General features: G+C 56.4%; 18 protein-coding genes. 6 read left to right on the top strand and 12 right to left on the bottom strand.

The genetic code is table 11. The annotated features are described in order from the left end of the window. The first annotated feature begins 112 nt into the window (after positions 1-112). Positions 113-673, top strand: coding sequence for a GTP-binding protein (locus ACOYNV_RS19990; protein ID WP_422901573.1), 561 nt, complete (start codon positions 113-115; stop codon positions 671-673). Between the two features lie 37 nt (positions 674-710). On the opposite strand, the gene ACOYNV_RS19985 is transcribed toward ACOYNV_RS19990, so the two are convergent. Next, on the bottom strand, positions 711-1028 hold the full coding sequence (locus tag ACOYNV_RS19985; RefSeq protein WP_422901572.1) for a hypothetical protein: 318 nt from the start codon (positions 1026-1028) through the stop codon (positions 711-713). A gap of 349 nt (positions 1029-1377) precedes the next feature. Here ACOYNV_RS19985 and ompR point away from each other — a divergent pair, with 349 nt between their 5' ends. Together ompR and ACOYNV_RS19975 are read left to right on the top strand one after the other, a co-directional pair. Then, positions 1378-2094 (top strand): two-component system response regulator OmpR, encoded by a 717-nt coding sequence (gene ompR, locus ACOYNV_RS19980; RefSeq protein ID WP_422901571.1) that lies wholly within the window; start codon positions 1378-1380, stop codon positions 2092-2094. Beyond that, positions 2091-3458 (top strand): ATP-binding protein, encoded by a 1368-nt coding sequence (locus tag ACOYNV_RS19975; RefSeq protein WP_422901570.1) that lies wholly within the window; start codon positions 2091-2093, stop codon positions 3456-3458. Before ompR ends, ACOYNV_RS19975 begins: the two co-directional genes overlap by 4 nt. Positions 3459-3530: 72 nt before the next feature. Here the strand turns inward: ACOYNV_RS19975 and ACOYNV_RS19970 are convergent, their stop codons facing one another. The 5 genes from ACOYNV_RS19970 to ACOYNV_RS19950 all read right to left on the bottom strand — a co-directional run bounded on the left by ACOYNV_RS19970 (position 3531) and on the right by ACOYNV_RS19950 (position 6858). Next, complete coding sequence (locus ACOYNV_RS19970; RefSeq protein WP_422901569.1) at positions 3531-3845, bottom strand: hypothetical protein; 315 nt, start codon at positions 3843-3845, stop codon at positions 3531-3533. Positions 3846-4150: 305 nt separating this feature from the next. Further along, complete coding sequence (locus ACOYNV_RS19965; protein WP_422901568.1) at positions 4151-4933, bottom strand: TerC family protein; 783 nt, start codon at positions 4931-4933, stop codon at positions 4151-4153. Between the two features lie 24 nt (positions 4934-4957). Further along, the gene (locus ACOYNV_RS19960) at positions 4958-5641 is read right to left on the bottom strand and encodes a Bax inhibitor-1/YccA family protein (protein ID WP_422901567.1); all 684 of its coding nucleotides are present in this window, start codon (positions 5639-5641) and stop codon (positions 4958-4960) included. A gap of 38 nt (positions 5642-5679) precedes the next feature. After that, positions 5680-6042 (bottom strand): HPF/RaiA family ribosome-associated protein, encoded by a 363-nt coding sequence (locus tag ACOYNV_RS19955; protein ID WP_422901566.1) that lies wholly within the window; start codon positions 6040-6042, stop codon positions 5680-5682. A 369-nt stretch (positions 6043-6411) separates the two neighbouring features. Beyond that, positions 6412-6858 carry a type II toxin-antitoxin system RatA family toxin gene (locus tag ACOYNV_RS19950; RefSeq protein ID WP_422901565.1) on the bottom strand — a complete coding sequence of 149 codons (447 nt, stop codon included), beginning with the start codon at positions 6856-6858 and terminating at the stop codon, positions 6412-6414. Positions 6859-7126: 268 nt separating this feature from the next. Between ACOYNV_RS19950 and ACOYNV_RS19945 the strand changes: the two genes are divergently transcribed. The 3 genes from ACOYNV_RS19945 to ACOYNV_RS19935 all read left to right on the top strand — a co-directional run bounded on the left by ACOYNV_RS19945 (position 7127) and on the right by ACOYNV_RS19935 (position 10839). After that, positions 7127-8788, top strand: coding sequence for a DUF4080 domain-containing protein (locus tag ACOYNV_RS19945; RefSeq protein ID WP_422901564.1), 1662 nt, complete (start codon positions 7127-7129; stop codon positions 8786-8788). A gap of 204 nt (positions 8789-8992) precedes the next feature. Continuing rightward, entirely contained in the window at positions 8993-10093 is a 1101-nt protein-coding gene (gene trmA / locus ACOYNV_RS19940; RefSeq protein ID WP_422901563.1) for a tRNA (uridine(54)-C5)-methyltransferase TrmA, read from the top strand. A gap of 128 nt (positions 10094-10221) precedes the next feature. Continuing rightward, a complete protein-coding gene (locus ACOYNV_RS19935; protein WP_422901562.1) occupies positions 10222-10839 on the top strand; it encodes an HAD family hydrolase in 618 nt (205 codons plus the stop codon). Between the two features lie 272 nt (positions 10840-11111). Here ACOYNV_RS19935 and ACOYNV_RS19930 read toward each other — a convergent pair whose 3' ends face one another. The 6 genes from ACOYNV_RS19930 to ACOYNV_RS19905 form a co-directional block, all read right to left on the bottom strand. Further along, entirely contained in the window at positions 11112-11606 is a 495-nt protein-coding gene (locus tag ACOYNV_RS19930; protein WP_422901561.1) for a hypothetical protein, read from the bottom strand. After that, positions 11516-13558, bottom strand: coding sequence for a DEAD/DEAH box helicase (locus ACOYNV_RS19925; protein WP_422901560.1), 2043 nt, complete (start codon positions 13556-13558; stop codon positions 11516-11518). Before ACOYNV_RS19925 ends, ACOYNV_RS19930 begins: the two co-directional genes overlap by 91 nt. Before the next feature lie 160 nt (positions 13559-13718). After that, positions 13719-14258 carry a hypothetical protein gene (locus ACOYNV_RS19920; RefSeq protein WP_422901559.1) on the bottom strand — a complete coding sequence of 180 codons (540 nt, stop codon included), beginning with the start codon at positions 14256-14258 and terminating at the stop codon, positions 13719-13721. Positions 14259-14393: 135 nt separating this feature from the next. Next, positions 14394-14804: a type II toxin-antitoxin system HicB family antitoxin gene (locus tag ACOYNV_RS19915; RefSeq protein ID WP_422901558.1), complete on the bottom strand. Its 411-nt coding sequence runs from the start codon at positions 14802-14804 to the stop codon at positions 14394-14396. Beyond that, a complete protein-coding gene (locus ACOYNV_RS19910; protein WP_422901557.1) occupies positions 14801-15046 on the bottom strand; it encodes a hypothetical protein in 246 nt (81 codons plus the stop codon). The genes ACOYNV_RS19915 and ACOYNV_RS19910 overlap by 4 nt, the downstream gene beginning before the upstream one ends. Positions 15047-15356: 310 nt before the next feature. Next, entirely contained in the window at positions 15357-15884 is a 528-nt protein-coding gene (locus tag ACOYNV_RS19905; RefSeq protein WP_422901556.1) for a hypothetical protein, read from the bottom strand. Between the last annotated feature and the right edge of the window lie 229 nt (positions 15885-16113).

Below are 16113 nucleotides of genomic sequence, written 5' to 3'. Positions count from 1 at the left end.
ATTCACGGAATGTTATTCGAGCAATCCCAATCTGGTAAAAATAATGTCGAGCGTTATGTTCGGGATGGACTCGACTACATCCATATCCAAATGTGATCTTGTGGCGTCGAACGTGATTGAAGATCTCTCAGAGCGGCTGAACCGCATCAATCCGCGTGCCCTCCAGCAACAACTGGAACAGGGTCGCGCCGAATCCGGTTCCTTGCTGGGCATTGGCGGATTCAATTTGGACACCTCGTTGTTGGCGACCGAGGCCAATGCGCGCTCCACCAGCCGTTTTATTCCGCATGCAAGTTCGGCAACAGACTCGGTCCGCTGGTCGAGTCGTCCGGCGGCGCACAGCGACGAAATTTCCTCATTCCTGCTAGCCGCTGGCGAAGTTGATCTGGAGAAAATTGGCGCATTCGTGCAGTCGATGATTGATGAATTCGGCGAGACACTGCTGCGCTACAAGGGCATCCTGGCCATCCCGAATGAAAACCGGAAACTGATTTTCCAGGGCGTGCAGCGCGTCGCAGGCTTCGATTATGGTGAAGCCTGGAACCCTGATGAAGCGCGCATTTCAAGGATCGTGATCATTGGCAAGCTGCTGCCTGAAGAAAAACTACGCGCGGCATTTCTGGATGCCACGGGAACGGTTGGACAGAGTGTCGAGGGGCCCTTGGCAGCCTGAACTTGGGATCCCCGCTTGACTTCGAGCAACGACAAAACTATTTACGCGGTGGATAGATATCGCGCCCGGCATCCTTGATATCGCGCCGCAACTGGCGCCGTTCCTCGGGCGAAAGGCGCTGTTGCCGCTGCTCTTCGCCACCCTTGTGACGCTGGGCATAGCTGCGCTTTGCTTCACGCTGATTACGCGTCTGCGGCTGACTCTGACCGACGCCCTGCCGGTTTCCTTCACGAACAGTACGTTCATCCGGCGAATTGGCATGCGCCAGAGGCATCGCCAGTGCCAGAAAAAGCACCACCGCAACACCTTCGCTGATCATCCGTTTGACCGAGACCATCTCAACGCGTTTCTCCACACCCTGGTTCTTTCGCAGTGTCTGCGTTTGCCTAACCCCTCAACCGTTCACTTGAAAACAGGTCAGATATATTAAATTTTTCGGCCACCGTTGCCACCACCTTCTGCAACGCGGCAAATATCATGCCAAAGAGGACTCGTTCCATTGTGCGCCCCTTCCGCCATTCATGGAATCTCCACTACCTTTCCAGAAGTGTTGACGATAGTGTGCAATCCAGATGTATCAAGGATTCACGTTAATTTGCAGAAGTTGTAAATGTTTGTATCTGACAGGACGTAGCGCAACTTTTCCTCCCCGGCTTCATTCCTGCCGCTCGCTCAGCGAAGGCTTTCGGGTTAGCATCTACCCCATGGCTGAACGAAAAATTCTTGTCGTTGACGATGACAAAAGATTGCGCGACCTCCTGCAACGCTATCTCCGCGAGCAGGGCTTTGTCGTCAAGACGGCAGAGAGTGCCGAGGCGATGGACAAATCGCTGGCACGCGAGAACTTTGACCTGATCGTACTCGACCTCATGCTGCCCGGTGAAGACGGGCTTTCGATCTGCCGCCGTCTGCGGGCCAGCGAACCTCAGCAGGCGATCATCATGCTCACGGCCAAGGGCGACGAGATTGACCGGATAGTTGGCCTCGAAATGGGCGCTGATGATTACCTGCCCAAGCCATTCAATCCACGCGAACTGGTTGCCCGCATCCAGGCCGTTTTGCGTCGCCGGGTGGCGGCCATACCAGGGGCTCCTAGCGCCGAGGGCGATTTGATCGTTTTCAGTGATGTCGAAGTTGATCTGGCCACCCGTACGCTGAAACAAAAAGGTGAAATCCTGCCGCTGACCACCGGCGAGTTCGCCGTGCTCAAGGTGCTGCTCGAACACCCGCGCCAACCGCTCTCGCGCGACCGCCTGATGACGCTGGCACGAGGCCGCGAGCAAGGCCCCTTCGACCGCGCCATCGACGTGCAGGTCTCCCGTCTGCGCAAACTGATCGAACCTGATCCGGGCACTCCGCGCTATCTGCAAACCGTCTGGGGCTTCGGCTACGTCTTCATACCCGACGGCCAGCCCAAGTGATCCGATACCAATATCTGTATCAAAAGCTGTATCAAAAGCTGTATCTAAAACTTTTCCCACGTACGCTGCTGGTACGCACCTTCCTGCTCGTCAGCCTGCTGATTTTCGTCAGCGTCGCAACCTGGCTGGCCTTGTTCGGGCTTGCCGAACGCGAACCACGCGCCCGTCAACTGGCGCAGCTTACGGCAAGCGTCGTCAACCTCACCAATGCCGCGCTGGTCGCCGCAGATCCGGTCAAGCGTCTTATGTTGCTGCGAGATCTGGCGGAGAGTGAAGGCGTCCATGTTTACCCGGCCGAACCCACCGACATCGTCAAATCCTTGCCGGACACCTACTTCTTCCGCGTCATGTACGACACCGCCAAAACGCAACTTGGGCCGAACACCCGCTTTGCCGGAACGGTCAATGGGCAAACGGGCATCTGGGTCAGTTTTTCGATTGGCGACACCCCCGAGGATGAATATTGGCTGATGCTGCCCGGCGAGCACGCCGAACGAGATTTTCCGTGGCATTGGCTGGGCTGGGGAGGCGCTTCGCTGGCGCTGGCACTGCTGGTTGCGTGGTTGATCGTCAGCCGCGTCACCCTGCCCTTGCGTACACTGGCCAGTGCAGCAAAAGAAGTCGGTCGCGGTCGGCAACCTGCTCCCCTCCCTGAACGTGGCGCCATCGAACTGCGGCAACTCGCCGAAGCCTTCAACCGCATGTCAAAAAACCTGCAGCGCATCGACACCGAGCGCGCCGAGGTACTGGCCGGCATCTCGCACGATCTGCGGACGCCGCTGGCGCGCCTGCGTCTGGAAGCTGAATTGTCGATCAGCAACGATGATGCCCGCAATGCCGTTATCGAAGACATTGAGCAAATGGATGCCATCATTGCGCAGTTCCTCGACTACGCGCGCGGCGACAGCGGGGAACAGGCTGAAATGGCTGATGTCAACGGCTTGGTGAGCCAGGTCGCCAGCGCCCAGGGTCGGGCATCAAGCATTCCACAACTCATCCTGGGCGAAATACCACCCGCACTGATCCACCGCCAGGCCCTGACAAGGGCACTGGTGAATCTGCTCGAAAACGCCCGCAAGTTTGGTGGCGATCAAATATCGTTGGAAACCCGAAGCGATAATGGACAAATCCTGATCGACATTCTCGACCGCGGCCCCGGCATACCGGGAAGTGAAATGGAACGTCTGAAGCGCCCCTTTACCCGCCTGGAAAACGCCCGCACCGATGCCAATGGCACCGGACTCGGACTGGCAATCGTCGAGCGCATTGCCCGCTTGCATGGTGGCACCCTTGAACTGCTGGCCAGAGACGGTGGCGGCTTGCTCGCGCGCCTGCGGCTACCTGCGGGAAAATGGCTAACATAAAAGCGACACCAGCCAAGTCGCCGATAGTGGGCCCCTGAAAACGTACTGTTTCGATCGGTATTCGCCCGCACACTAACGTATTGCCATGCGACTACTTCTTGATGCGCGGCCAAGGGCAGCCGCATGGAGTGTGGAAAGCAAACCCCTGGACGCTTGCTCTACCACTGGCGAAGTCGCAACGATAACCCCCGCCCTTTGCAGTAATCCGACCAGATGAAGTCCGCAAATATCAATCTCGCTGACTTCGGAAAGGTCAATCTCCAGATGGTTATAACGTCGCATGGCATCGATCACCTTGTCTTCCAGTTCGCGGTAAAACTCATAGGTCATCTTGCCGCCAAACTTGATGTGAAAGGACGTTTCGTTGGGTTTGAGCAGGTTTTCCATAGATTTTCCTTTCACTGTTTTTCGATTTCGCTGCACGACGGTACGGTTCTTGATTCAAGCTTTGAAGCGGGTAACATATCAAGCAGAATTACCATCGTAGTTCGTGAATTGCAATTATTCCAGTTACCCTATAAATAAATAGTGTCTTTTAATGCAACTGGATATGTTTTCCGTCAGACGTTCTGAAAATCCACATCTGGAATAATGGGACCATCGCCCCTCTGATCCTTCTACTTACTGCCGGTTTTCATGCATCATCGCTCTCAGTTCTCCAAGCAAGGATGGGCCGCTATGCATTACTCGGCTTAACTTGGCAAAGATTTTGTCTCAGCATTCGATTCCGGAATACTGGAACTGTAGGCTTCATGCAGATTGACCGGAGAAGAGTGCTGTTTGCGCATGCGGATGTTAAGCATCTCGACGGCGATCGAGAAAGCCATGGCAAAGTAGATATAGCCCTTCGGTACCTTGTGCCCCAAGCCTTCGGCAACCAGCGCCATGCCCACCACGATGAGGAAGGACAGGGCGAGCATCTTGATCGTCGGGTGATCGGAGACAAAATGGCCGATGCTTGCCGCGAACAGCATCATCAAGCCCACCGAAGCAATCACGGCGGCGATCATCACCCAAACATTTTCGACCATGCCAATCGCCGTGATGATCGAATCGAGCGAAAACACGATGTCGATTACGATGATTTGCATGATGATCGCCCCGAAGGTCGCCTGAACGGCGTTCGATGCTTCGCCCTCTTCGCCTTCGAGCAATTGATGGATTTCGCCCGTGCTTTTCCAGAGCAGAAAAAGGCCGCCGGAGATGAGGATCAGATCACGTGCCGAGATGCCTTGCCCAAGAACGGTTAAAACCGGTGCGGTAAGACTGACCATCCAGGACAGCACCAGCAACAGTGCAATGCGCATCAGCATGGCCAGGAACAGCCCGATTTTGCGCGCCTTCTCTCGCGTTTTCGGCGGTAGCCGGTCGACGAGAATCGAAATGAAGATGATGTTGTCGATGCCAAGCACCAACTCCAGTGCGGTAAGCGTGAAGAACGCAATCCACAACTGGGGGTCGGTGAGCAAGTTCATGCTTGTACTGCCAAATTCAAGACATTAATCCCCGCTGGTGAAACCGAGCAATTGAAGCAGGCTGAGGAAAAGATTGTAGATGGAGACGAACAGGCTGACCGTGGCCATGATGTAGTTGGTCTCGCCACCGTGGATGATGCGTGATGTTTCAAACAGGATCATGCCGGACATGAGCAGCACGAAAACAGCCGAAACGGTCAGCGAAAGCGCCGGAATCTGGAAGAATATCGCTCCGAGACTGGCGAGAAACGCCACCAGGATGCCGACCGCCAGGAAACCGCCCATGAAGCTGAAGTCCTTCCGGCTGACCAGGGCGTAGGCCGACAGGCCAAGGAAGACGGCGCCGGTGCCGCCCATTGCCAGCATCACCGTCTGGCCGCCGTTGGGCATCGACAGGTAGTGGCTGACGATGGGACCGAGCGTGTAGCCCATGAAGCCGGTCAGACCGAACACCGAGAGCAGGCCCCAACTGCTGTCGCGCAGCTTGGTGGTCACGTAGAGCAAGCCGAAGTAGCCGACCAGCGTCAGGATGATGCCCGGATGCGGCAGGCGCAGCGCAACCGCAGCGCCTGCCACGACGCCGCTGAACAGCAGCGTCATGGCCAGCAACAGGTAGGTGTTGCGCAGCACCTTGTGGGTGGACAACAGGGACGGCGCGGTGCCGGCCTGCTGACGGGCAAGGGTGAATTGATCGAATCGTTGGTTCATTGCGGTAAGGCTCCTTATAAAAAATTGCTATGGTTGGGTCAGACGGCCTCGGGCAGCAGTTGCAGTTGGGTGATCGTCCGGTGCTGACCGCGCGCTGCGCGATTGACCCGGCCGACCTGCCGGGAAACACTCTGATGCACGCGATCGGCCACCTTGTCGATGACCTTGAAAATATCGTCGCCAAGTTCCTCGATGACCACCAGCGAACTGTTCTTCAGGCGGACGACGATGCGGCAAAGCTTGTCGGCACCTCCGCGCGGACCGTTGATGTCACTCAGGTGTACGGTAATGGTCTGCACTGAATCGCGGAAACGACCGAGTGCGACATTCATGCGCTTCCTGGCATGCTGACGGAAAAACGTCGCGGCAGACAAACCTTTGGCTTGAACTTCGACTTTCATGATCTCGCTCCTTGAACAGGGTGGGAGTTCAACTTACGACAATTTCCAGTTAAGGTATATTCGTATTACCTTCACTGATGGTTCGGTTTTTTCGAATCATGGGCCGACGCTTGAGAAATCTCAAGAGCTTGCAGGTCGTCGATGCAACGATTCAGGCCTCAGCAAAGCAGCGCGACGCATTGTACCATTGTGCTGCAGACCGCGTGGATAGGCCATCTACAGCTTATATCAACGAAGAGTGGCGTATTCATTCGGTTTGCTGGCTTCATGTCCGTAGACCGCCTGTTTCATTAGCTTACAGCGATGGTGTTCAGGTTGCGAACCAAATTTTCCGCCTTTTTTTCTGCTACCTTCTCCTACTTCTCCATCTCACTTTGCCCTGGCCTCCAGTGCCAGCGCATGTGCTCTCGCCTCGAAGGCGCTAACCATGCTGATGGCCATCGGCATTACCAGAACGTGGATGACCGGGCCCAGGAACAGCGAGCGTGTCTCGCAATCAAGCGTGAAATCGACCTGGCATTGGTCCGCGCCCAAGGGCAGGAAAGTCCATCGAATATCGAAACGGCAGAAGGATCGATCCCCGGATACTACGGTGATGCTGCGCGGGCGATCAAGATCAGTGCGCGTACAGAAGCGATGCGTCAGCAGGCCCAACGCCAGGCTCTGCTCGGTTTCGTAAGCATTTTCGTAACGTTTGACGATCCTCGCTGCGCGCACCAGGGGCAGGAATTCCGGATAGCGCTCGACATCGGCAACGATATCGAATAACCATTCAGGTGATTGCGCAATGGCGCGGCTCTCGTGATGGGTTGCCATGGGCTACTTCTTTCCGTCTGCTTGTTACTGGCGCAAGGGACCTTTCTGGCTCATCAAATTGAGAACGAACCTGCCGATCGTCTCAATCTTAGGCAGACTGGTCACCAGAAGTTCAATGAGAAAACGAGTCTGCGTTCGCGGGCATCTCCGCAACAGACTTCTGTTGCGCCATAACGCATGTGCCACACTCACAAGGGTCATCTGATCATCCATCGGCGGGACGAGAATAGTCGTTCGCGAATTGAACAAGTGGTTTGATAATACCGGCATGCTTTCCGCCCAAGTCATCAATCCGCCGTCCATCGTTCTGGCCACGCTCAACGCGAAATACATTCATGCATCGTTGGGTCTGCGCTACCTGCTGGCCAACATGGGGAATTTGAGGCCGCACACTACGTTGCGTGAGTTCACCATCGCCAGCCCTGCCCAAAATGTAGTGGATGAGCTGTTGCTTACCCTGGACGGCCCGGAAGCAACCGAGGCGCGGTGTGTTCAAGGCCTGCAGATCGTCGGCTTTGGCGTATATATCTGGAATGTATTGCAAACCACCGCGGTGCTGAGACTGCTCAAGGCGGCACGCCCCGGCATCAAAATCGTGTTGGGCGGGCCCGAGGTCAGCCATGAGGTCGACGAGCAAGAGATCGTCCAACTCGCCGACCATGTCATCACCGGCTGGGGTGACCTGAGCTTTCCCGAACTTTGCCGCGCTTTGCTGTACGGCCCGCATCCTTCGAGAAAGGTGATCACCGGTCAGCAACCGCCGTTGAAGCGGATTGCCTTGCCCTACGCCGAATATTCCGCCGCGGACCTGAAGCACCGCCTGCTCTATGTCGAGGCTTCGCGGGGCTGCCCGTTCAAGTGCGAATTTTGCCTGAGTTCGCTGGACAAAACCGCCAGGGCCTTTGATCTGGAGGCCTTCCTTGCGGAAATGCAAGGCATCTACCAGCGCGGGGCGCGCAACTTCAAGTTTGTCGACCGAACATTCAATTTGAAAACCGACGCTTCGCTGCGCATCCTTCAGTTTTTTCTGGATCGGCTGTACGTGCCGGGCTTGAGCGAGCCATCAGACGATTTGTTCGTACACTTTGAAGTTGTCCCCGACCACCTGCCTGATCGCCTCAAACACATGATCGCGCAATTTCCGTCCGGGGTTCTGCAATTCGAGGTGGGCATCCAGAGCTTCAATACCGAGGTGCAACAGCACATCTCGCGCCAGCAGGACAACGAGAAGACCGAGGCCAACCTGCGCTGGCTGGTTGGCGAATCGAATGCTCATGTACATGCCGATCTGATCTTTGGCCTGCCCGGCGAAACGCTGGAAAGCTTTGCCGCGGGGTTTGACCGCCTTTATGCCCTGGGTGTGCACGAGATCCAGCCGGGGCTTCTTAAGCGTTTGCGCGGGGCTCCGATTTCCCGGCACACAGCCGGGTACGGCATGGTGTACGACGCTTTACCGCCCTATACGGTGCAGCAAACCGGGGCGGTGGATTCGGCCTCGCTGCAGCGCTTTACCCGCTTTGCGCGCTATTGGGACAGGGTCGCCAATTCGGGGCGCTTCAAGCAGACCTTGTTGCTGCTGCTGGACCCGCCCAGCACCAGTGGCCATGCTGTTGTCAGTGGTGGAGCGCCATCTCCGTTTTATGCGTTTCTCGGTTTTGCCGACTGGTTGTGGGAGAGCACCGGAAAAACCAGTGGCTTTTCCCCTGAGTCGCTGGTGGACGCGCTGTTTGATTACCTGTGCACCAGAGGCGGGTTGCCCGCACAGGCGGTTCAACAATCTCTGATGTCCGACTATGTGAGCAGCGGGGCACGAAGCAATCCGCGAGCCTTGAAAGGGTTGTTGCCGAAACGTGATGCGCCCAGGCAAATTGCACGGGCGCTGACGCAGCGACAGGAGCGCCATCTGGCGGTACGGCACCGTGTCGACTGAGCGTCGATCGCCTCATCCCGTGGCGTCGGTGCGATTTTTCCTTCGTATCCGCGTGATATCTCTATACTTGCCGCCTTATTCACCTGGCTCCCAAGGTAAATTTGTTCTTACGCCAACTCATTGATTTACCGTCATTCCGGGCTTGACCCGGAATGACGGTGGTTGGTTAGAACAAATTTACCCTGCTCAACACCCACGGACACCATGCCACTACCCAGCATTGACCCAGCCGAATACGCACCACAACTCGCGACCAAAGTTTCGCAATTCCAGCGTGACTTCGCGTGCTTTGACCTGCCCGAGCCGGCAGTTTATTCCTCCGCGCCACTCAATTACCGGTTGCGCGCCGAGTTCCGCATGTGGCACAACGGCGAGCGCGTTGACTACGCCATGTTCGACCCGGCCGAACCGAAGCAAGCGGTGGTGGTCGAGCACTTCGCCCCGGCTTGCGAATCCATTTGTACAGCGATGCCGCGCTTGCGCGAAGCGCTGCAGGCCAGTGCTGCGTTGAAGAGCAACCTGTTCCAGGTGAACTTCCTGGCCACGCTCAGCGGCGAACTGATGATTACCTTCATCTACCACCGGCGACTCGATGAATCCTGGGAAGCAGCGGCGCGGGAATTGGCCAGGGACTTGGCCACTGAAATGCAGGTGCAACTGATCGGACGTAGCCACAAGCAGAAGATCGTCGTCGGTCGCGACTGGGTGCTGGAGGAATTCGAACTAAACGGGCGCCACCTGAGCTACCAGCAAATCGAGGGCGCCTTCTCCCAGCCCAATGGCGGAGTAAATCGGCAAATGCTTGGCTGGGCTTGCCGTCAAGCCGCCGGCTTGGGCGGCGACCTGCTGGAACTGTATTGCGGAAACGGAAACTTCACGATTGCACTGGCCCCGCTGTTCGACCGCGTCCTTGCCACCGAAGTCAGCAAGTCGTCTATTCAGTCCGCGCACCATAACCTAGCCACCAACGGCATCGACAATGTGGCATTGGTGCGCATGTCCAGCGAAGAGATCAGCGGCGCGCTCGCCGGACTCAGGGAATTCAATCGAATGAAGGAGATCGACCTCGCAAATTACCGCTTTTCCACCCTGTTTGTCGATCCGCCGCGCAGTGGGCTGGACGCTGCAACCCTCGAGCTTGCGGGCAGCTTCGACCATATCCTGTACATTTCCTGCAACCCGATGACCCTGCAGGAAAACGTTGCTGCCCTGCAAGGCACCCACCAAATCACCGCCTCGGCGGTTTTCGACCAGTTTCCCTACACTCCGCATCTTGAGTGCGGGCTGCTGCTGACGAAGCGGTGACAGCGCGACACGGCTAACGGAACCCCTGTCGATCTGTCCACTATGGCTTTGCCAATTGACACCAGACACGCATCCTATTCGCATAGGCTCTGGGTGTTGGAAATTGAAATGAAGCAGGAGGTGCTGCCATGACGATACCGACGGTCGACACGGTCGTTTTCGATGTCGGCAATGTGCTGATTCCCTTCAACCCGCGCTGGCTGTTCAGAAAGATGATGCCGGACGACGCAAGCATCGAAAGGTTCTTCGAAGAAACCGGCTTCAATGCATGGAACACCCAAATGGATGCCGGCCGCTGCTTCGCCGATGGCATCGCTGCGCACAGCCAGCAATATCCACACCACCGCCCGCTCTTCGAAGCCTTCTTCCACCGCTGGCAGGAGACCATAGGCGAGCCGATCGTTGAATCGATCGACCTCTTTCGGACCTTGCAGCGACGTGGAGTACGCACCTACCTGCTGACCAACTTCTCTGCAGAAACCTATCCGCTGGCTGTGGTGCGATTTCCATTCCTCTCGGATTTTGATGGCGCCGTGGTCTCCGGCCTCGAAGGGCTAGTCAAACCAGATCCGGCGATTTACCAGCGACTTCTGCAGCGCTACGCAATTACCCCCTCGCGTGCGGTGTTCATCGACGACAAACTCGAGAACGTAGAGGCTGCACGCCACCTCGGCCTGCACGGCATCCATTTCATCGATCCGCCGTCTGTGCGCATCGCGTTGCGCGCGCTTGGACTGTCGGTCTGAGATTCCACACACGTTGAACCTAAAAACCTCAGTCTATCCACGAAAAACACGAAAGACACGAACAAAAACAACAGTTTAATGTATTTTTTCTATTCACCCTTTGGGTGGCGATCTTCAGCTTTTTATCTCCTTGATTTTTTCGTGCTTTTGGTGTTTTTCGTGGACGAACTGCCTTTTCTAGGTTGAACATCAGGGACAGAAGCAGTGACCCGACCATCGTGAAAGCCAGGGAAGCTTTCTGCAGGATACGAAGTTCGCAGATTGTGGCGGATTCACTTTCCGGCACTGCTTCTGCGCAACAGATCAGACAGCAATGAGAGCGTATCGGCGATCCTTCCAGCGGTTTCCGGCGGCGGCAATGGCACCTTCAGGCTCCGCGCCCCGGTTACCGGATCGCGCTCAATCCAGGGGTGTGCCGGAGTTGACCCGTCGCCCGCCGTGGCAAGTGCTGACACGAACTGCGCACCGACCTGCAACAATGCACTCCATGGATCGGCGGCCTCGGTCGCGGGCGGTGCCGTCGCGCGCTCCACAGAACCGACTTTTTCTTCGCTCACCCCCATATCCCGAGGCGTGGCCTCAGGAGCGGTAACGTTGGCCATTTCCTCCGCCGGAACCACTGTTTCGCCTTCACCCATGTGGCCGGTAACGTTTTCCACGTCCTTCATGAAGCGATTCAGACGCGATCCGCCGAAGGAAATCTCGCCGGTTCCGCCATCGAGAATGCCCGCCGAAAGTGATCGCTTGAAGGCCAGCACGGAGAGCATACCCTCCTCGATGGTGCCCTTGGCGACGAAATTGACGATCTGCACCGGCCGCTGCTGCCCCATGCGGTGAATGCGCGAGATGCGTTGTTCGAGGATCGCCGGGTTCCACGGCAGGTCCATGTTGACCAGTGTCGAGGCTGTTGCAGGTTGAGCCCGGTGCTGCCGGCGTCGGTCGACAGAAAAACGCGGCAGGCGGGATCGTCACGGAAACGCTCGACCAGCGCCGGCCGCTTCTCCGATGGCACGCCGCCGTGGAAGCTGATATAGCCGATTCCGCGCGCTTCCAGCCGGCGAATCACGATATCGTGGGTGCGTGTCCATTGCGAAAACACCACCGCCTTGGCCTCCGGCTGGGTGAACAGGTCGTCGAACAGCGCCGCCAGTTCGTCGGCCTTGACCCCATGGTCGCTTTCCTGGTCGAGCAGATAGGTGCTGTTGCACGACATGCGCATGTTCTGCAAGGCGCAGGTCAGTCGCCGCTGATCCTTGTCCGAGAGGAATTTCATCTTGCGCCAGCGCTGCACGATCTTCGAAACGATCTCGGCGTTTTCCTGGTGATAGATCATCTGCAATTCGGTCATCGGTACCAGCAGATTCTGGTCGGTACGTTCCGGCAATTGCAGTAGCACTTCGCTCTTGCGGCGGCGGATCATGATCGGGGCCAGCGTTTCGCCAATTTTTTCGAGCCCGGTGTAACCGGTCACGCGCCCGGTTTCGTCCTTGAGCTGATGCTCGTGCAGCAGCTTCCAGGTCGGGCCCAGCCGATGCTGGTCGACGAACTGAACGATCGAGATCAGCTCTTCCAGCTTGTTTTCCAGCGGCGTACCAGTCAACACCATGGCATAAGGACTATCGATGCGTTTGAGCGCACGGGCGGCGATGGTGTTCCAGTTCTTCACGCGCTGCGCTTCATCGACGATCACCAGTTCCGGCGCCCAGGCGGCGATCAGATCGAGATCCGGCTTGAGTTTCTCGTAGTTGGTGATTTTGCAGAAGTCGTCCGCCGCGTACTCCTTTTGCCGTTGTGCCCGGCCGCCGGTGAGCACCCGCGACAGACGACCGGAAAAGCGCGCCATCTCGCTCTGCCACTGATATTTGAGCGAGGTCGGGCAGATCACCAGCACCCGCGAAACGCCGAAATGCCGCGCCAGAATCTCCGCTGCCGCAATGGCCTGGATGGTCTTGCCCAGCCCCATTTCGTCGCCGATCAGCACCCGACCGGCGCGCACGGCAAACAAGGCACCCTCGGCCTGATAAGCGTAAAGCGGCACCTTGAGCAGTGTCTTCAGCAGCGGATCGTCCGTGGCACCTGGAAAAATGGCATCCAGCGCAGCGGCTCGCCGCGCAGCGTCACGCCGACCGGCAACAAAGTCGAGCGCATCGTCGTAGGCGCGAAGTTCGTGGCCGCTACTGGCCACCGTCGTGAGGAAGTGCTCCAGGGCGTCGAAATCCGCTTCCGCAAGCACCCAGCCGTGCGCTTCGTCGAACAGGTGCGTCGCTTCATCCCGCAGCGCCGGCGGGCAATCCGTTCCAGCGCGGAAATGGATGGTGCGACCGCCGTCGTTGCGCAAATACAGTTCGGAAAATGGCGGCTGATAGCCACGCTTGAACGCCGTCCTGGCACCGCGCTTTTTCTCCAGCCGCGACAGCGTAAATTCGATGTGCTTGCAGGTGCCCAGTTCATTGCTGGCGTAATCGGGACAGGCGCAGAAATTGTCGCCGGGTCGCTGGCCCCGGATCGCCACGCGATAGTGGCTTTTCGACAGCGGATTGCTCACGCGAAACTCGGAGAAAAAGGGTTCCGAGCCAATATTTTCCAGACCAAACGCCTGCTCACGCCCGAATTGTCGGCGGAGTGTACGCTGCCACTCGACCGGAGAAAGATCGGTCGGGGCGTGCGTGCGGGACAGTCTGGGTTCCTTGGCTTTGGCGGGTTTAACTTTGGATTTCATGAGAAAGCTCCTGATTCGCGAAGGGAGTAATTTTCACAAGGATCGAGTGATCCAATTTATATCTGTCTGCAAGGCGCCCAGATTGGCGATCTTCACGGTGCATGCCCCGAGACCCTCATTAACAATGGTTTCCACGGCATTGTGCTTGAAGGTGCCCGTATTATTTGGCTTGCAGCGGTGTGCCCTTGATTTCGAGCAGGCCATGTTCGATCACATCGGAATCGACCACCCGATGCAGATAAGCGTAATCCACGCGCCACTGCTGTTGCCCGCAGAGCAAAGTCACGGTCTTGTCGTTGAGGCGAACGACACGGCCGCTGCGCTGCTGTTGATTGCGGTCGAGGAATCCGACCATTTCACCCACCACGACCTCATTGCGCCCCAGGCCCTGTTTCGGCTGTTCCCGAATCTGGACATCGGCACCGTCCATATTGATCGCGGCGTAGGAAATCAGCCAACGTTTTCCATCATCCTTGTCCAGAATCACGGCCTGCTTGCGGCGTAACTCAAGGACCTGTCCGCGTCGCAAACTATTGGCGTTGGCATGGAAATATTCAACCGACTGGCCGATTTGGAGACGGGATTGAATAGCCAGCAACCAGCGCGGCTCATCCAGAACCCTGTCAATGGCGGCCCGCATTCGATAAAGTTCAAAGGCAGAGGCCTGATTCAAGGCCTTGAGGACATCGGAGAAGTTCATGGCGACACAATCTCTGTCTGGTTTGGAGAGATTACAGACTCATTCCACTCATCAATCAACGAGCAGCAAACACCGGTGAAAATAAAATGATTTTTTAAAACAGGTTTCGTTGATACCAACATTTGTACAATCGCATCAGGCATGCGCATCCTTGCGCCCCAAACCTTCAGCGATATAGGCCAGAACCAAGGTGTTCAGACTGACTCCCTCAGCCTTGGCACGATCGGCCAACTTGGCATGAATTGATTTGGGCAGGCGGGTAACAAAACGACCTGAGGCCATAGGTACGGGTTCAGGTTGATAGGTCGGCTCCGGAACTGACTTGCCCGCATCGACTCTGGCCGAAACCCAGGATGCAAAAGCATCGCGTCCGTTTGCCACTGCTTCGGCCTCAGTTTCGCCATCGGACATGCAACCGGGCAAATCGGGGAACGTAATCAGATAACCACCACCATCCTCCGCTGATAGAGGACTGACGATGTGGGCATAAGACTCGAAGGAATATTCAGGTTTCACTTGAGCAATCTGCTTGATAGTGGCACTCATGATTGCAACTCCTTGACGCTATCGACCAAACTCAGAAATTGCCGGATAAAAACCGGCTTGATCGGCCTATGGGCTGGTATGGACACATCGCTTTCCACACCGTGGTAGCCGAAAACATGGTGACTACCTCCGTGATTTCGGCACTCGATGCCGAACTGAGCTGCCACCGAAAGTAAATCATCAATCCGCCAGTCTCGGGGATTGTTGCGCATGGCTTCGAGCAGCTTGGTTCGTTTGTTCATGCCAAGAATAGTATCTCATATGATACTACGGTGCTATCAGAGTTCAATTGCTCGCAATCCTTGCAGATCCAAGCCAAACGATCTTTCAGGCTTGATACGACACTAAAACTACTCTCACTCAATTATAAAAGAAGTTGAAATAGCGTTGATTCATAATGGTAAATATTGCATCCTAAATGTCGATACCTTCAAAAGTACCTTCACCAGAAAAAACGGCCCAAAATAGCCGTTAATTTGTAGTGGTAATTATAGCGACATCGGAAACATGGTCCGCTCAAAATTCAGATACGGAAGGCGCCGAAGTTTATACCTACAGCTTCACTGGCGGGGAGTTAGCCAGCAACTCCGTCTTGCGTCCTCCCTCGTTGGTTGTTCCGAACCAGAAGGCCATGACCATCCCCCAAGCCGTACCAAGCGAGCCGAGCATAAGCAGCAGAGCTTGCGAATCGCTTACTTTTAGGATTCCGATCATCATTCCGATCAGAATGCTGAAATAACCCGCCGTGACCAGGACAGATAGCAGCGCTGGAATCGGGCTGCGTGTCGTCTTGGCCATGTCTCTTGCGTCCTTGCGGTCTCCGGCAGCGATGGCTTCAAGGTCGGTAATCTGCTTGAATCCAAGCGCCTGCATCTGCAAAGAAAAGTCTTGGTCGGCTTTCTTCAGCGCCAGCATCTGCTCAGGGGTCGCGCCGGAGAGCGCCGTCTTGATAGCTTCCTCGGTCTTGTCGGACAAGCCAAAGGCGTTGGCAACTGCTGATACAGCCATTCCGCCAAACGGCCCGCCGAGTGCCGTTCCAATCCAAGGGGCGACGGTTGATACAATAGATTTCCAGTCCATATCAATCCATTCGCGCAACGATCGCCACCACCCACACGGCGACGATGACCAGTGACCAGATGGCCACTAATTCCAAAATAGTAAATTCAATCATGGCAGAAATACTCTGCGGCCTGAGCGTGGCCCGACACACTGCCAATGTGACCAGCCTTGGGTTTTCGTCGGCGACTCGAGCCAGATCCCACACTCTTCGAGCTTTCCAAGGTTTGCCGTGCACCACGCATCAATA

Source organism: Propionivibrio sp. (assembly GCF_049316945.1).
GTDB lineage: Bacteria > Pseudomonadota > Gammaproteobacteria > Burkholderiales > Rhodocyclaceae > Propionivibrio.
The sequence above is the reverse complement of the archived record's forward strand: the minus strand, read 5'-3'. Positions and strand labels throughout refer to the sequence as shown.

Bases quoted from the DNA above. Each gene is read 5' to 3' on its own strand.
- ACOYNV_RS19910 (WP_422901557.1), bottom strand. From the start codon at position 15,046: ATGAACAAACGAACCAAGCTGCTCGAAGCCATGCGCAACAATCCCCGA.
- ACOYNV_RS19945 (WP_422901564.1), top strand. From the start codon at position 7,127: ATGCTTTCCGCCCAAGTCATCAATCCGCCGTCCATCGTTCTGGCCACG.
- ACOYNV_RS19960 (WP_422901567.1), bottom strand. From the start codon at position 5,641: ATGAACCAACGATTCGATCAATTCACCCTTGCCCGTCAGCAGGCCGGC.
- ACOYNV_RS19930 (WP_422901561.1), bottom strand. From the start codon at position 11,606: ATGCTCTCCGTGCTGGCCTTCAAGCGATCACTTTCGGCGGGCATTCTC.
- trmA (WP_422901563.1), top strand. From the start codon at position 8,993: ATGCCACTACCCAGCATTGACCCAGCCGAATACGCACCACAACTCGCG.
- ACOYNV_RS19970 (WP_422901569.1), bottom strand. From the start codon at position 3,845: ATGGAAAACCTGCTCAAACCCAACGAAACGTCCTTTCACATCAAGTTT.
- ACOYNV_RS19955 (WP_422901566.1), bottom strand. From the start codon at position 6,042: ATGAAAGTCGAAGTTCAAGCCAAAGGTTTGTCTGCCGCGACGTTTTTC.
- ACOYNV_RS19915 (WP_422901558.1), bottom strand. From the start codon at position 14,804: ATGAGTGCCACTATCAAGCAGATTGCTCAAGTGAAACCTGAATATTCC.
- ACOYNV_RS19935 (WP_422901562.1), top strand. From the start codon at position 10,222: ATGACGATACCGACGGTCGACACGGTCGTTTTCGATGTCGGCAATGTG.
- ACOYNV_RS19920 (WP_422901559.1), bottom strand. From the start codon at position 14,258: ATGAACTTCTCCGATGTCCTCAAGGCCTTGAATCAGGCCTCTGCCTTT.
- ACOYNV_RS19950 (WP_422901565.1), bottom strand. From the start codon at position 6,858: ATGGCAACCCATCACGAGAGCCGCGCCATTGCGCAATCACCTGAATGG.
- ACOYNV_RS19905 (WP_422901556.1), bottom strand. From the start codon at position 15,884: ATGGACTGGAAATCTATTGTATCAACCGTCGCCCCTTGGATTGGAACG.
- ACOYNV_RS19965 (WP_422901568.1), bottom strand. From the start codon at position 4,933: ATGAACTTGCTCACCGACCCCCAGTTGTGGATTGCGTTCTTCACGCTT.
- ACOYNV_RS19925 (WP_422901560.1), bottom strand. From the start codon at position 13,558: ATGAAATCCAAAGTTAAACCCGCCAAAGCCAAGGAACCCAGACTGTCC.
- ompR (WP_422901571.1), top strand. From the start codon at position 1,378: ATGGCTGAACGAAAAATTCTTGTCGTTGACGATGACAAAAGATTGCGC.